Origin of the sequence: Actinomadura sp. NPDC048032 (assembly GCF_040653175.1) — a bacterium.
Lineage (GTDB): Bacteria > Actinomycetota > Actinomycetes > Streptosporangiales > Streptosporangiaceae > Spirillospora > Spirillospora verrucosospora.
The window spans coordinates 1-14,093 of the sequence record NZ_JBEZJP010000190.1 but is presented as its reverse complement, the minus strand read 5'-3'; the positions used below and the strand labels follow the sequence as shown (position 1 = coordinate 14,093).

Genomic DNA, 14,093 nt, shown 5'->3' with positions numbered 1-14,093 from the left:
CAGCGCGACCCGCTGCTGCTGGCCGCCGGACAGCTCCCCGGGGCGCCGCCGCTCCAGCCCCTGGAGGCCGAGCTCGCGGGCGGCCTCGGCCGCCCGCCCGTGCCGGACGGCGCGGCTCTGCTTCCTGACGCGCAGCGGGTAGGCGATGTTGTCCACGACGGTCATGTGCGGGAACAGCGCGTAGTCCTGGAACACCATGCCGACGTCGCGCCGCCCCGGCTGGAGCCGCGTCACGTCCTCGTCGCCGAGGCGGATCGTCCCGCCGGTGGCCGCCTCCAGGCCGGCGACCGTGCGCAGCAGCGTCGTCTTCCCGCAGCCGGACGGGCCGAGCAGCGCGAAGAACTCGCCCGCGCCGACGTCGAGGTCGAGCGCGTCCAGGGCCCGCACACCGCCCGGGTACACCTTCGTCAGCCGCCGGATCGTGATGGACCCCATCAGCGCTTGATCCCTCCGTGGAAGCGGAACCCGTACCGGCGGCTGACGAACAGGTACATGAGCACGACCGGCAGGGAGTACAGCAGCGAGAACGTGGAGATCAGCGGCAGGTCCGGCTGGCCGCCCTCGGTGTAGAACGTGTACATGATCACCGAGGCGGGGGCCTTGTCCGGGTTCCGCAGGAGCAGGAACGGCATGAGGAAGTCGCCCCACACCTGCGCGACCGTCCAGACCGTCACGGTGGCGAGCCCGGGGCGGATGACCGGGACGACCACGTGCCGCAGGACCTGGAGCGGGGAGGCGCCGAACACCCGCGCGGCCTCCTCGTAGGACGTGGGCGTGGCGTCGGTGAAGTCCTTCAGCAGGAAGATCGCCGCCGGCAGCAGCCCGCCGGTCAGCACCAGGACCACGCCGAGCCGCGAGTCGATCAGGTGCAGGTTGAAGGCCAGCAGGAACACCGGCACCATCGCGGCCGTCCCGGTGATGATCGACGACAGCAGGAGCAGGACGTACAGCAGCAGGTCCCGGCCCGGGACCCGGACCCGGCTCAGCGCGTAGGCGGCCAGGGACGCGGTCGTGACGACCAGCGCGGCCGTCCCGGCGGCCAGCAGCACCGAGTTGCGCAGCGACGCGAGCGCGTAGGGGTTGTCCAGCAGGACCCGGAAGTTGTGCAGGGTGAACTCGGGCAGCGACGCCGCGATGCCCGGGTTCGCGTCGAAGGGCGCGAAGGCCAGCCAGAGCAGCGGCAGCGCGAAGAACCCGAGGACGGCGGAGACGAAGACGGCCAGCCCGATCCGGCGCAGCAGCTCGCGCACCGTGGCGTTCACGCGGCCGCCCCCTCCGCCGCGCCGGCCTTCACCGCGCCGGCCTCCGCGCCGCGGGCGCGGCCGCGGTCGCGCAGCGCCCGCAGGTAGACCAGCGCGATCACCAGGTTGACCAGGATCATGATCAGCGAGATGGCGGCGCCGAACCCGAGCCGGCCGTCCCCGAGCGCCGTCCGGTACACGTACACCGACATGATCTCCGAGCGCCCGTCCGGGCCGCCCGCGGTGATCAGGAAGGGGGTGAAGTCGTTGAACGTCCACAGGCTGACCAGCAGCAGGCTCGTCAGCAGGTGGCCCCTGATGCGCGGGAGCACCGCGTCGCGGAGCGTCTGCCACGTGGAGGCGCCCGCGAGCCGGGCCGTCTCCAGATGGGACGGTGGAACGTTCCCGATCGCCGCTCCGTAGAGCATCATCGAGAACGCCGTGCCGCGCCAGACGTTGAACACGACGACGCACGCCATCGGGTGGTCGAGCAGCCACGCCGTGCCCGGGGTGCCGAGCACGGCGTTGAGGGTCCCGCCGTCGCGGTCGAGCAGCGCGATCCACAGGAACGCGATGACCGAGGACGGCAGGATCCAGGCCAGCAGCACCAGGCCCTCGACCAGCCGCCTGACCGGGCCCGTGCGGTCGCGCATCACCCACGCGATCGAGAAGCCGAGCACGGTCTGCCCGATCACCGCCGACCCCAGGACGAACTGGAGCGTCAGCCACAGCGACCGGTGGAAGTCGCCGTCGCCGAGCACCGTCCGGTAGTTGCCGGCCCCGACGAACCGCGGCTCGCTGGCGGCGACGCCCGTGAGCCGGTAGTCGGTCGTGCCCAGGTAGAGCGTCCAGAGCGCGGGGAACACCAGGAACACCGCGACCAGGACCAGCGCGGGCGCGACGAAGGCGGCGGCGCGTCCCCGTCCCAGCCCGGCCGCGTCGTCCTCGGAGAACGCGCCCGGGGACGCGACGTCAGCGCGGGGCGACGTGGGAGGCGCCACCGACGATCCCCTCCAGCTTCTTGCCGTACTCGGCGGCGGCCTGGTCGGGGCTCTTGCCCGACACCACGCTCGCCGTGGCCTCCTGCAAGGCCGTCGACACCTCCGGGTAGGCCGAGAGGCCGGGACGGTAGGACGTGACGGGCAGCACCTTCTCCGACACGAACGTCAGGAACGGGTCGCCCGCGAGGATCTCCTTGTTCACGTCCGTCCGGGACGTGATCTCGGGGGTGCCGGCCGTCCGCGCCTTGACCATCTCCGGGGAGTTCATGAAGGCCAGCAGCTCGAAAGCCTGCTGCGGGTACCGGGTGTTGGGATTGAGGACGGTCACCGAGCCGCCCGACATGCTCACGAACGACTGCCCGCGCACGCCGCGGCCCTGGGAGACGGCGGGGATCAGCGCGTAGCCGACGTCCTGGTCGCGGCCGGCCATCTTCGCCACGCCGGTCTTCGGGTTGAGGACGTCCCGCCAGAAGTAGTCGCCCTCGAACAGGATCCCGATCTTGCCGGCGGCGAACTCCTCGAACGACTTGTCGCGCCCCTTGGCCTCCTGCTGGAGCTTCGGGTCGCCGAGGCCCTCGCGGCCGTAGACCTGCGCGTACAGGCCGAGGACCTGCTTGAGCGCCTGGCCGTCGCCCGTCCACCTGCCGTCCGCCCAGATCTCGGCGCCCGCCCCGGCCAGCAGCGGGAGCGCCCCCTGCATGCTGGTGGCCTCACCCATCGCGGTGCCCGCGTCGAGCTGGATCGGGGTCACGCCGGGGACCTTCTTCAGCGCCCGCCCCGCCGCGACGATCTCCTGCCAGCTCTTCGGCTGCCAGTCGGCGGGCAGCCCGGCCCTCGCGAACAGCTTCTTGTTGAAGAAGATGAGGCGGCCGTCGGTCCCGGGCGGGACGCCGTACCGCTCGTCCTCGAACATCGCCAGCCGCTGGACCGACCCGGGGATCCGGGACCAGCCGTCCCAGGCGCCGGCGGGGGCGCCGACCGCCTTCGAGAGCGGCAGGATGTAGCCGGCCTGCGCGAACTCACCGACCCAGATGCCGTCGATGTCCATGATGTCGGCGCCGGAGCGCGACTTCAGGTCGAGCGCCAGCTTGGTCTTGTACACCTCGTCGTCCACGCCCTGGCCGCGGAACGTCACCTTCGCGGTGACGCCCTTGGCCTTCTGCGCCGCGACGAACTTCGGGATCACCGTTCTGGTGAGCCACACGGCCTCTTCGGTGTTCTTGCCGCCCTCGATGGCGTTGCGGGTGATCGTCAGGGAGAAGCTCTTGGCGTCCTTGCCCCGGTCGGGGTCCGTCGAGGACCCGCCGCCGCACCCGGCGAGCGCCGCGCCCGCCATCGCGAGCGCGGCCGCCGCGCCGATCCGCCTCCTGGAGAAGCCCCTGCTGGAGAAGACCATGGGTGACCTCCTACAAGCGTCACCACATAACGTGAACGAAGAATTCGATCACGTAAAGAGCCGGAGATCGTTTTTCTGGCTCAGGGGTCCATCAGCTCGGCGGACCGCGCCGCGAACGCCTCCACGGCCTTCGCCGTGATCGGGCCCGGGGCCGCCGGGAGGACCGTCCCGTCCACCGCCCGGATCGGCTGGACGTCGCGGGTCGTGGAGGTCAGGAACGCCTCGTCCGCGCGGTACAGGTCCTCCAGCGCGACGTCCTCCTCCTCGCCGCCGCACCACTCCAGCGTGAGCGCGCGCGTCACCCCGGCCAGGCAGCCGGACGCCAGCGGCGGCGTGATCAGCCGGCCCCCGAGCACGACGAAGATGTTGCTGCCCGTCCCCTCGCACAGGTTCCCTGCGGTGTTGCCGAAGATCGCCTCGCCGCCGCCGCGCTCCTTGGCGTAGGCCAGCGCCAGGGCGTTCTCCGCGTAGGAGGTGGTCTTGAGGCCGGACAGCGCGCCCCGCTCGTTGCGCGGCCACGGCACGACCGTCACGTCCGCCGTCGCCGGGAACGGGTCCTGCGGGCCGGCGATGATCGACACGGTCGGGCCCTCGTCGCCGCGCGCGGAGCCGAGCGGGCCCGGGCCGCTCGTGTAGGTGATGCGGATCCGGGCCAGCGGCCACTTCGGCGCGGCCGCGAGCACCTCCAGCGTGCCCTGCGCCAGGGCGTCGTGGTCGGGCTCGGGAAGGCCGAGGCCCGCCGCCGAACGGGCGAGCCGCCGCAGATGCCGGGTCAGCGCGAACGGCTCCCCGTTCGTCGCCTTCACGGTCTCGAAGATCCCGTCCCCGACGAGCATGCCGTGGTCGAAGACCGACACCGTCGCCCGCTCAGGGTCGAGCAGTTCCCCGTTCAGCCAGATCCTGGCCTGCTCCGTCACCGGAAGCCACCTCCAATAGCCGAGCCGCCTTCAGCTCGGTCTCGCGCCACTCGCGAAGCGGATCGGACCCCCACGTGATGCCGGCGCCGGTGCCGAACCGCAGCAGGCCGTCCTGCGCCCAGAACGTCCGGATGCCCACGGCGAGGGCGCCGCGCCGGGAGTCCGCGTCCACCCAGCCGACGGCCCCACAGTACGGCCCCCGCGGGACGGGTTCGAGCTCTTCCAGCAGCCTCAGCGCGCTCGACTTCGGGGCGCCCGTCACCGAACCGGGAGGAAACGTCGCGGCGATCAGCTCCGGCCAGCCTCCCCCCGCCAGCCGCGCCCGGACGGCCGACACCAGGTGGACGAGCCCCGGATGCTCCTCCAGCGCGCACAGCTCCGGCACGCTCACCGACCCGGTCTCCGCCACCCGCCCGAGGTCGTTGCGGACCAGGTCGACGATCATCACGTTCTCGGCGCGGTCCTTGGGCAGCAGGTCGTCCGCCGTCCGGCCGGTCCCCTTGATCGGACGTGACTCGACCACCCGCCCGTCCCGCCGCAGGTACAACTCCGGCGAAGCCGACGCCACCTCCAGACCGGGCAACTTCAGCGTCATCGCGTACGGCGCGGGATGGCGCTCGGCGAGCCTCGCCCCCAGCCCGGCGATGCCCGCGCCGCCGGGCAACTCCGCGGAGAGCACCCGGCAGAGATTCGCCTGGTAGACCACACCGTCCGCGATCGCGCCGCGGATGCGCTCCACGCCCGCGACATAGGCGGCCTCGTCCAGCGAACTCGTCCACTCCCCCGGGCCGGTCCACGGGCCCCCCGGATGCGGCGCGGGCCTGACCGTCTCGAACCGGGCGCATGTGACCTTCCCCTCATAGGTCACCACGACCGCCCACCAGCCGCGCGAATCCAGCGCCCCGAGGTCGGAGGTCACATCCGCGAGCCCGGTCGCCAGCAGCCCCCCGGCATAGGCGAAACTCACCCGAGCACGCACCCGAACGAATCGGCCAGGCCCGCCAGCCCGGCCTCGGTCACCACAAGCGCCCGCCGCGTCCTGCCCCGCTCGAACCAGCCCAGCTCGATCATCCGGCTGGTCAGCGCCTCCCCCAGCGCCCCGTTCAGGTGCGGCCGCCGCTCCGTCCAGTCGAGGCAGTGCCAGGCGAACCGCCGCCGCGCCCCCCGCAGCGCCGCCAGATCCAGGCCCAGCGCACCGAGACGCTCCTCGCCCTTCTCCGTCACCTCGTAGGCGTCGCCGTCCGCGGCCTCGATCAGGCCGCCGTCCACCAGCGCCGCGAACAACGTCACCCCGGCGAGCCCGGCCAGATGGTCGTAACACGTCCGCGCCTCGTGCAGGCGCCGCGCCTCCCGCGACTGCCGCAGGCCGTTCACCCGCACCGGCGGGCTGATCCGCGACAGCGCCTCGATCACCTGGGCCACGTCACGGCCCCGCAACCGGTAGTAGCGGTGCCGCCCCTGCTTCACGACCGTCACGAACCCGCCGTCCAGCAGACGCGACAGGTGCGCGCTCGCCGTCTGGGCGCTCACCCCCGCCGTCCTCGCCAACTCCCCCGCCGCGAGCGGACGCCCGTCCAGCAGCGCCGTCAGCATCGCGGCCCGCGCCCGGTCCGCCAGCAGAGCCGCCACCGGCGCGAAGTCCACACCCACGACCTGTTCCGAGCCCATGCCACCGAGCCTAGGCGACCCACCCTTCGACCAGCGCCGAAGCATCCCCGCCCCGCCCCGCACCGCAAACCGGTTCGCGTCACCGCCCCGGACGCGCTAATGTTTTCCCCGTCGCCGCAGGGCGCAAGCGGAAGTGGCTCAGGGGTAGAGCATCACCTTGCCAAGGTGAGGGTCGCGGGTTCAAATCCCGTCTTCCGCTCTGAGGGGCCTTTCAGGCTATGACCAGAAGGTCTCCTTCTGGTGGAGTGGCCGAGAGGCGAGGCAACGGCCTGCAAAGCCGTGTACACGGGTTCAAATCCCGTCTCCACCTCAACCCGTCCCTCTTCGGAGGACACGGACCCGGGCGATTAGCTCAGTGGGAGAGCGCTACCTTGACACGGTAGAGGCCACTGGTTCAATCCCAGTATCGCCCACGAGTCGGGCCGTCGTGGTCGGCGCTTTGCGCCTTCCCGGTGGCCCGCAATGCTTTCCTGGGGGGCGACCCCCAGACCCCCGATGTGGGGGACTCCGTCCCCCACGCCCCCTGCGTGCGGGCCAGGGTTGCGTTCGTACCTTTGAGGTCTTCGTTCGGCTCGGGTACTTCTCTTCTCGCCGGGCCTTCTCGTGTCTGACACTCTTCCTGTCTGCGTCACCTGGGCAGCCCCTTTCGGCGTCGGTTGCGGGTGGCCTCCTCTTCCTCGCCGTGTCCTGACTTGCGGCCGACTCTTGGCGGGCCCTTGCCTGGGCTTCTCCTCTCCCCGCCCTCGGCCTGTCTGAGACGTGCGCGGCCTAGAACGCGTCGACCTGGTCCTCTTGGGACGCTCGCGCGGGCATCAGCGGCGCGTGTCTGTGCTGATTTGCGCCCAGCCAGCAGCGCCGGCGTGCCTGCCCACACCGGCGCAGGCGCGATCTCAGCTGGGGCTCCTGGTGAGGCCCCGCTGTTGGTGGCCGCGACGCACTGTGGCTGTGATGTCTTCCCCTGGGGTGAGGTGGTGTGTTGACGTTAGGCAGGTAGTTGCCTGCATAATGGGGGCGTGGATTCTGGAGGGATGGATTCGGTCTTCAAGGCGTTGGCCGATCCCACGCGGCGGCTTCTGCTCGACCGGTTGCGGGAGCAGAACGGGCAGACGCTGCGTGAGCTGTGCGAGCGGCTGGACATGGCGCGGCAGTCGGCGACGCAGCATCTCGACATCCTGGTGGGGGCCGGGCTCGTGACCGTCGTCAGGCGGGGGCGCGAGCGGGTCCACTACCTCAACCCGGCGCCGATCCACGAGATCGAGGAGCGCTGGATCTCCGAGTTCGACAGGCCCCGCCTGCAAGTGCTCAGCGCCATCAAGGCCCAGGCAGAGGAGTACGCCATGACCGGCGAACCGACGACCGTCCCGACCTATGTCTATGTCACCTACATCCGCGCGAGCGCCGAGCAGGTGTGGCGCGCCCTGACCGACGAAGCAGGAGGAGAAGGACGGGTACACCCTGTACGCCAAGTCGGGCTGGCAGAACGCCCCCAACCCCGGCACCGGCTGGTGGGTCGGATGGGTCGACCGCGGCGGGCGCGTGACCACGTTCGCGCTGAACATCGACATCGTCAAGGACGGCGACGCGGCCAAGCGCGCCACGGTCGCGCGCGAGTTGCTGCAGCGTCTGAACGTGCTGCCCGGCGCGTGAGTGATCAGCCCGCGGACCGCGGTGACCGCTGCGCCGATCCCCGTCCGCCGGTACAAGCCGCGCTGATGGGTAAGGAGGCGGCAGGGGAGGCTTAGGGGGAGCCGTGCGTGTAGCGGGTGTGCAGACCGTCCTGCCGGACCATCACTACGAGCAGCGAGACATCACCGAGGCCGTCGTCGGGGCGACCGGGGCCGACCGGCGGGTGGTGGAGCGTTTCCACGCCGCCACCCGGGTGACGGGCCGGTACCTGGCCCTGCCGATCGAGAAGTACGCGAACCTCGACGGGTTCACCACCGCGAACGGCGCCTATGTCGACGCCGCGCTGTCCCTCGGGGAAAGAGCCGTCCGGGGGGCGCTGGAGGCGTCCGGTGTCGAGGCGTCGGAGGTCGACCATCTGGTCTTCTGCTCCTCGACCGGAGTCGCCACCCCCTCGCTGGACGCGACCCTGGCCCAGCGTCTGGGCCTGCGGGACGACATCAAGCGGGTACCGATCTTCGGTCTGGGGTGCGCGGCCGGCGCCGCGGGACTGTCGCGGCTGCACGACTACCTCCGCGCGTGGCCCGACCAGGTGGCGGCGCTGGTCTGCGTCGAGCTGTGCTCGCTGACGGCGCAGCGCGACGACGAGTCGCTGGCCAACCTGGTGGCCAGCGGACTGTTCGGGGACGGCGCCGCGGCCGTCGTGGCGGTCGGAGGCGACCGGAGCACCGGTGCCGGGGGGCCGAGCCGCTGGGGGCCGCGCGTCGTCGCGACCCGCAGCAAGCTCTACCCCGGCACCGGGAGGCTCATGGGATGGGACGTCGGCGAGCACGGCTTCCGGATCGTCCTCGCCGCCGACCTGGTGGACCACGTGGAGGCGACGCTGGCGGGCGACGTCGCCGCCTTCCTCGGCGAGCACGGTCTGTCGCCCGGCGAGGTGACCTCCTGGGTCTGCCACCCCGGCGGGCCGAAGGTGATCGAGACGATCGCCGAGGCCTTCTCCCTCGTCCACGGCGAACTCGACCTGACATGGGACTCCCTGCGGGAGTTCGGCAACCTGTCCTCGGTCTCGGTGCTCAACGTGCTGCAGGAGACGATCGAGCGCCGCCGCCCGCCCGAGGGCGAACCCGGGCTGCTGATGGCGCTCGGGCCAGGGTTCTCCGCCGAACTGCTCCTGCTGCGCTGGTGAACCCGTGACCGGCTTCACGCTGCTCGTCGCGCTCGTCGGGGCCGAGCGGCTCGCCGAGCTGGTCGTGGCCCGCCGCAACCAGGCCTGGGCCCGGAGGAGGGGCGGCGTCGAGTACGGACGCGGGCACTACCCGGCGATCGTCGCCGCCCACGTCGGCCTGCTCGGCGGCGCGCTGCTGGAGGCGCGGTTCCTCGACCGTCCCTTCATCCCGGCGCTGGGCTGGCCGATGCTGGGCCTCGCCGTCCTGGCCCAGGGGCTGCGCTGGTGGTGCATCGCCACGCTCGGCGTCCGGTGGAACACCCGGGTGATCATCGTTCCGGACCTGCCGCTGGTGGCGGAGGGCCCCTACCGCCGGCTGCGCCACCCCAACTACGTCGCGGTCGTCGCCGAGGGCGTCGCCCTGCCGCTGGTGCACACCTGCTGGCTCACCGCCCTGCTGTTCACCGTCGTGAACCTGGGCCTCCTGAGAACCCGCATCAGAACCGAGAACGCCGCCCTCCAACAAGCCGCCGACACCAGCCCCGCACCCCCGTGACGTCCCACACCACCGCGGCGGTTGACCCTGACGCAGGGTCAACCTCCCAGCATGGTCGCCATGAACAGGACGACCAGTGCGCCGGACCACGGCGAATGGGCTGAACCCGGCGGCAGGACGACGCGGAAATTCACGATCCGGCACGGGGGCATCACGATCCCGGTGTCCCGTGGCGGCAGGGGACGGCCGCTCGTCCTGTGCCCCGGGCTGAACTCGACGCAGGCCGACCTGCACGAGCTGGCCGGGCTGCTGCGGCGCGACCACGACGTGGTGACCTTCGACCTGCGAGGCCACGGCCTCGCTTCGGCCGCCGACCGGTACTCCTTCGAGGCGTTCCTGAGCGATCTGGACGCCGTGATGGCGGAGCCGGACCGCCTCGGCCTGGACGAGGCCCCCGTGCTCGTGGGCTACTCGATGGGCGCTGACCTGGCCGTGCACTTCGCCTCCGAGCATCCCGGCGCCGTGGCCGAGCTCGTCCTCGTCGACGGGGCGAACCCGGTGCCCGAACCCTTCGTCACCGAGGCCCTCCTGCCGGAACTCCGCGCGATGTGGGAGGACATGGCGGCTCGGCAGGAGGCCGCACGGGGCACCGCGCGCCAGGTGCTGCTCACCGGCCAGGACATCCTCGACCTGAACGTCGAGATCGACGCGGTCCGGTCCGGGATCCTCGACCGCTACCGGAAGATCGACCGGCCGGTCCGCATGATCATGTCGAGCTCGATGGCCGGTGAGGGCGGGGGAGAGCATGCGCCCCGGCTCAACCGGAACTGGCGTGCCGGAATCGACCGGCTCGTTCGCGAGCAGCCGCACATCCCCGCCCTCTGGCTCGAAGCCGACCACCGACTGGTCTTCACCCATGCCCCGGAGATAGCCCGCATCATCCGGAGCACGCCCGGCCGGGCCGGCTCGACGCCCGTCCCGTAGGAGACTGGTCGGATGCTGACCATCGGCGAACTGGCGTCCTACGCCGGAGTGACGGTGCGCACGGTGCGGCACTACCACGCCAAGGGACTGCTGCCGGAGCCGGAGCGGGACCGCTCCGGGTACCGCCGGTACGACGCGGGCGCCGTGATCGAGCTGATCAGGATACGGACGCTCGCCCAGGCGGGGGTCCCGCTGGCACGGGTGCGGCAGCTCCTGCGGGCCGACGAGGAAGAGTTCGCCGCGGCGGTCGCGGACATCGACAGTCGGTTGTGCGCCGAGATCCGGCAGCGACGGCTCCACCGCGCGCAGATCGCCCGGCTGGCCTCGGGAGACCACCTGGCGCTACCGCCGGAGGTGGTCGAGTATCTCGACCGGCTGCGGGCGCTCGGCATCGACGAGCGGATCGTCCGGGTCGAGCGCGACGGCTGGATCCTGCTGGCCGCGCACTCGCCCGAGCGCGTCGCGGAGTGGACGGCGCGCAAGCGCCGGCAGATCGACGACCCGCGGCTCGTCGCCTTCTACCGCTCGCTCGGCCAGGCCCTCGACCAGAGCGGCGACGACCCGCGGCTGGTCGAGGCGACCGACGAGCTGGCCGACTACATCACGCAGATGGCCGACGAACAGGGCGAGGACTACGTCGACGACACCGACCTCGATCCCCCGCTGGTCGAGCTGATGGACGTACGGGTGTTCGACACCGTGCCGCAGGCCCGCCGCCTGATCGAGCTGCTGAGGCGGAGAGGCTGGACCGGCTGGACCAAGCTGGAGCGCATCCCCCTCACCGATGACCGGCGATGACCCGGCTCGCGAACGCACCGGCGGCGCCGGCCGTCTTCACCGCGACTCCTTCGATCAGCTTGGCGGGTCATCGTCCAGGAGGTCCTGCATCCGCTGCACCAGCTGTTCGAGTTGGGCATGGACGTCCGGCCCCTCGTGATGCGCCGACCGATCGATGGGCCCGGGATCCGGCTGGGGCGGCAGCGACGCGTAGGCGACGTGGACCGGTTTCTCGTCCTTACCGTTCGGCCCGGGCCGCCCAGGGTTGGTCAGCTCGACCGGAAGCGGCGTGAAGTCCCTACGTTCGATCATCGCGATGTCCCACTCGATCACACGCTCGTAGACGTCGTCGGACACGATCAGGGCGAAGTCGCCCTGCTCGAAACGCGCTCGGAGGGCGGGCGCGTTGAGCAGCCGGAACAGAAGGTTCAGGTCGGGACTGACCACACCGTGATCATCGTGAGTGAGCTCTCCGTCGTGGACCGCCATGCGCAGGCGCAGCTGCTGCTTCGCGGGCAGCCCCTTGTTGATCTGGCGCAGCCGTGTGCTGATCTCGGGGGCCAGAGAGATAATCAGACTGTGGACGCTGTAGCCGGGGGGCGCCAGGAGGAAGAACCCGTCGCCGCGGTCCTCGCGTTCACAGTCCGTCCAGCTCAACTCGGCGGCACCGGCGGCCTCCTGGATCACCTGGTACATGGTGTAGCGCTTGTGCAGCATCAGGCGCGGGGCTCCGCTGCTGAAGTCACAGATATCGAATGCGGCCATTGCCCGGTACTGCGGCGGGTGCGCGGGGGTCGGCCGTTGAGGGCCCCCCGAGCCGAGGGGAACGTGAGGCGGCTCCATCCCCATCTCTCCTTTTCAGCCGTCGGTCGCCTGGCGGACGGAGGAATGCTGCCATACCAAAATGGGAGTTGCAGCAAATTCCGCGAAACTGGCATCAGTGCTCCCGGCGACCGGCAGAGTCGCAGGTCAGGGGGTCCTTGACGGCGCGCTCGGCGTCTTGCGCTGCATCGCGGAGGCTGCGGCCCGCGCGCGAGAAACTGTCGGTCGTCGACAGCAGAAATCATGTCTTTTGGCCTGAAAGCGCCATGCAGTGCATGTCAGGATGCAAAGCCCTCTAGCCGCCAAGAAAGCTATATAAGGTGTTCTGTCTGTGGCGGCCAGGGAAGGGCAGGGGAAGGCGCCTGACGCCGGGCGTCCCCGCACATGCCGCACGCGGGTCGCCTTCCGGGGCCCGCGGAAGATCGGGAGAACACCCGGTGTCCGGGTGGGGTGCGCCCGCGTCCGAGGCGGCCTGAGGTCCCGAAGATCTCCTGCCAGAACGGACTCCGCACTGCGAGAAGGTCAACCGAAGCGAGAACGGGTCTGCTCATGCCACCATTACGGTGATTCGTGAGGAGTCTCGTTGCATCGTCTGATCGTGTCCCTGACCTCCCCCGGGGCGTTTCGAACGGTACTGGAGGCGCTGAAGGCGCCGCTCCCGGCGAACGCGCCGCCCGGACGGCACATCTTGATCGAGCCGGGTTCGTACCCGAACACGGGGTTCCACAGTAAGAGCGACTTCGTGATGACGGCCGTCGAGGGGCTGGGCTCGGTGACGCTCGACGGCCGCACCGTCGGCACGGTCGAGGTCAGCGGAAAGGTGACGCTGCAGGGGCTCATCGTCCGCAACTGGAGCGACGAGGGCCTCGCGCTGGAGGTCGCCCGGGGCACCATCGTGGCGGAGCGGTGCGAGTTCATGACCCGGGGCCGGCTCGCCGTGCGGGCGTCGAGGGGCGCCAACCTCACCCTGCGCAACTGCGAGGTGCAGGAGGGCGCGGTCGTGTACAGCGCCTCGTCCGGGCTCATGGAGGCCACCTCGGTCACCGGGACGGGCGGCAACGCGGTGGCGGTCCGCAGCGGCAGCACGGTGACCCTGCGGTCGTGCCAGATCAGCGAGGCGGGCGGGCACGCCGTCTGGGCGACCGAGGGGTCCAAGCCGGTGCTCGAGCGGTGCACGATCAGCGACCCGGCCAGCTCGGCGCTCCGGATCGAGGAGCGCGCGGAGGTCGTGCTCCGCGACTGCGAGATCCGCGGCACCGGCAAGACGGCCGTCGCCGTGGTCGACAAGGGCGGTCTCACCGCGGACGACTGCCTGGTCACGGGCGCGGGAACCGACGGGATCTGGGTGGCGACCGGCGGCTCGCTGACCGCTCGGCGGGTCAGGACGGAGGCGCCGCACCGGGCGGGCGTGGTCATCGAGAAGGGCACCGCCCTCCTGGAGGACTGCGAGGTCGCCGACACGCCCGGCAACGCCATGTTCCTCGCCCGGGACTCGAACGTCACGATCGTCCGGGGACGGGTCACCGACTCGGGGCGGGTCGGCGTCGAGATAGACGGGGGCGCGAGCGTCCGGATGGAGGGGACTACGGTCACCGGCAGCAAGCTCGGCGGCGTGAGCGTCGAACCGGGGGGCACGCTCGCCATCCGCGGCTGCACCTTGGCGGACAACATCGGCCGGGGCATCCTCACCTGCCTGGGGACGACCGTGCATGTCGAAGATCTGACGAGCGTCGGCAACGGCAGGCCGGATCTGTTCGACTTCGATCTGGCCGCCGCGCAGGCCAAGAAGCGCGCGCCGGCCGAGCCGGTCGAGGACGCGCCGGCCAAGCCCGGGAACCAGGCGCCGGCCGCACCCGAGACCGCGCCGCCCGTGCCGAAGGAACCGGTCGACGGGTCGGCGGACGCGCTGCTGGGCCGGTTGGAGGCGATGGTGGGTCTCGCGGGGGTGAAGCGTGAGATCCGGAAGGTGACCAATCTTCAGAAGGTGGCCGAGCAGCGGC

The 14,093-nt window shown here is 71.2% G+C and carries 14 protein-coding genes, 3 tRNA genes and 1 pseudogene; 10 read left to right on the top strand and 8 right to left on the bottom strand.

The window, feature by feature from the left end:
• The 7 genes from AB0C69_RS23580 to AB0C69_RS23550 all read right to left on the bottom strand — a co-directional run.
• A partial coding sequence (locus tag AB0C69_RS23580; RefSeq protein WP_360356931.1) for an ABC transporter ATP-binding protein occupies positions 1 to 435 on the bottom strand: 435 nt, incomplete at its 3' end.
• The gene (locus AB0C69_RS23575) at positions 435 to 1,262 is read right to left on the bottom strand and encodes a carbohydrate ABC transporter permease (RefSeq protein WP_360356929.1); all 828 of its coding nucleotides are present in this window, start codon (positions 1,260 to 1,262) and stop codon (positions 435 to 437) included. The genes AB0C69_RS23575 and AB0C69_RS23580, both read right to left, overlap by 1 nt.
• Positions 1,259 to 2,242 (bottom strand): sugar ABC transporter permease, encoded by a 984-nt coding sequence (locus AB0C69_RS23570; RefSeq protein ID WP_360356927.1) that lies wholly within the window; start codon positions 2,240 to 2,242, stop codon positions 1,259 to 1,261. Before AB0C69_RS23570 ends, AB0C69_RS23575 begins: the two co-directional genes overlap by 4 nt.
• Positions 2,214 to 3,638 carry an extracellular solute-binding protein gene (locus AB0C69_RS23565; protein WP_360356925.1) on the bottom strand — a complete coding sequence of 475 codons (1,425 nt, stop codon included), beginning with the start codon at positions 3,636 to 3,638 and terminating at the stop codon, positions 2,214 to 2,216. Before AB0C69_RS23565 ends, AB0C69_RS23570 begins: the two co-directional genes overlap by 29 nt.
• A gap of 80 nt (positions 3,639 to 3,718) precedes the next feature.
• A complete protein-coding gene (locus AB0C69_RS23560) occupies positions 3,719 to 4,555 on the bottom strand; it encodes an aminodeoxychorismate lyase (RefSeq protein WP_345180635.1) in 837 nt (278 codons plus the stop codon).
• Positions 4,506 to 5,522, bottom strand: coding sequence for a chorismate-binding protein (locus AB0C69_RS23555; protein WP_360356923.1), 1,017 nt, complete (start codon positions 5,520 to 5,522; stop codon positions 4,506 to 4,508). The genes AB0C69_RS23560 and AB0C69_RS23555 overlap by 50 nt, the downstream gene beginning before the upstream one ends.
• Positions 5,519 to 6,223 carry a helix-turn-helix domain-containing protein gene (locus AB0C69_RS23550; protein ID WP_345180631.1) on the bottom strand — a complete coding sequence of 235 codons (705 nt, stop codon included), beginning with the start codon at positions 6,221 to 6,223 and terminating at the stop codon, positions 5,519 to 5,521. The genes AB0C69_RS23555 and AB0C69_RS23550 overlap by 4 nt, the downstream gene beginning before the upstream one ends.
• A gap of 127 nt (positions 6,224 to 6,350) precedes the next feature.
• On the opposite strand from AB0C69_RS23550, the gene AB0C69_RS23545 reads away from it, so the two are divergent.
• The 9 genes and pseudogenes from AB0C69_RS23545 to AB0C69_RS23505 all read left to right on the top strand — a co-directional run bounded on the left by AB0C69_RS23545 (position 6,351) and on the right by AB0C69_RS23505 (position 11,292).
• Positions 6,351 to 6,422, top strand: a tRNA-Gly gene (locus tag AB0C69_RS23545).
• A 40-nt stretch (positions 6,423 to 6,462) separates the two neighbouring features.
• Positions 6,463 to 6,533 (top strand) — tRNA-Cys (locus tag AB0C69_RS23540).
• A gap of 31 nt (positions 6,534 to 6,564) precedes the next feature.
• A tRNA-Val gene (locus tag AB0C69_RS23535) sits at positions 6,565 to 6,636 on the top strand.
• Positions 6,637 to 7,251: 615 nt separating this feature from the next.
• Positions 7,252 to 7,467: pseudogene (locus AB0C69_RS23530) on the top strand (helix-turn-helix domain-containing protein); the annotation flags it as partial.
• A gap of 211 nt (positions 7,468 to 7,678) precedes the next feature.
• The gene (locus AB0C69_RS23525) at positions 7,679 to 7,870 is read left to right on the top strand and encodes a hypothetical protein (protein WP_360356933.1); all 192 of its coding nucleotides are present in this window, start codon (positions 7,679 to 7,681) and stop codon (positions 7,868 to 7,870) included.
• Positions 7,871 to 7,973: 103 nt separating this feature from the next.
• The gene (locus tag AB0C69_RS23520; RefSeq protein WP_360356920.1) at positions 7,974 to 9,035 is read left to right on the top strand and encodes a 3-oxoacyl-[acyl-carrier-protein] synthase III C-terminal domain-containing protein; all 1,062 of its coding nucleotides are present in this window, start codon (positions 7,974 to 7,976) and stop codon (positions 9,033 to 9,035) included.
• Positions 9,036 to 9,039: 4 nt separating this feature from the next.
• Complete coding sequence (locus AB0C69_RS23515; RefSeq protein WP_345172567.1) at positions 9,040 to 9,570, top strand: isoprenylcysteine carboxyl methyltransferase family protein; 531 nt, start codon at positions 9,040 to 9,042, stop codon at positions 9,568 to 9,570.
• Positions 9,571 to 9,630: 60 nt separating this feature from the next.
• Complete coding sequence (locus AB0C69_RS23510) at positions 9,631 to 10,494, top strand: alpha/beta hydrolase (RefSeq protein ID WP_360356916.1); 864 nt, start codon at positions 9,631 to 9,633, stop codon at positions 10,492 to 10,494.
• A gap of 12 nt (positions 10,495 to 10,506) precedes the next feature.
• The gene (locus AB0C69_RS23505) at positions 10,507 to 11,292 is read left to right on the top strand and encodes a MerR family transcriptional regulator (protein WP_360356913.1); all 786 of its coding nucleotides are present in this window, start codon (positions 10,507 to 10,509) and stop codon (positions 11,290 to 11,292) included.
• A 54-nt stretch (positions 11,293 to 11,346) separates the two neighbouring features.
• Here AB0C69_RS23505 and AB0C69_RS23500 read toward each other — a convergent pair whose 3' ends face one another.
• Positions 11,347 to 12,036, bottom strand: a complete 690-nt coding sequence (locus AB0C69_RS23500) for a hypothetical protein (RefSeq protein WP_360356910.1) — start codon at positions 12,034 to 12,036, stop codon at positions 11,347 to 11,349.
• Between the two features lie 640 nt (positions 12,037 to 12,676).
• Here AB0C69_RS23500 and AB0C69_RS23495 point away from each other — a divergent pair.
• Positions 12,677 to 14,093 (top strand): right-handed parallel beta-helix repeat-containing protein (locus tag AB0C69_RS23495; protein WP_360356907.1); only part of this gene is annotated, 1,417 nt, incomplete at its 3' end.

What these genes read in the sequence shown, in the direction of transcription:
- AB0C69_RS23565 (WP_360356925.1), bottom strand. Translation starts at nt 3,638, where the DNA reads ATGGTCTTCTCCAGCAGGGGCTTCTCCAGGAGGCGGATCGGCGCGGCG.
- AB0C69_RS23550 (WP_345180631.1), bottom strand. Translation starts at nt 6,223, where the DNA reads ATGGGCTCGGAACAGGTCGTGGGTGTGGACTTCGCGCCGGTGGCGGCT.
- AB0C69_RS23510 (WP_360356916.1), top strand. Translation starts at nt 9,631, where the DNA reads ATGAACAGGACGACCAGTGCGCCGGACCACGGCGAATGGGCTGAACCC.
- AB0C69_RS23505 (WP_360356913.1), top strand. Translation starts at nt 10,507, where the DNA reads ATGCTGACCATCGGCGAACTGGCGTCCTACGCCGGAGTGACGGTGCGC.
- AB0C69_RS23500 (WP_360356910.1), bottom strand. Translation starts at nt 12,036, where the DNA reads ATGGCCGCATTCGATATCTGTGACTTCAGCAGCGGAGCCCCGCGCCTG.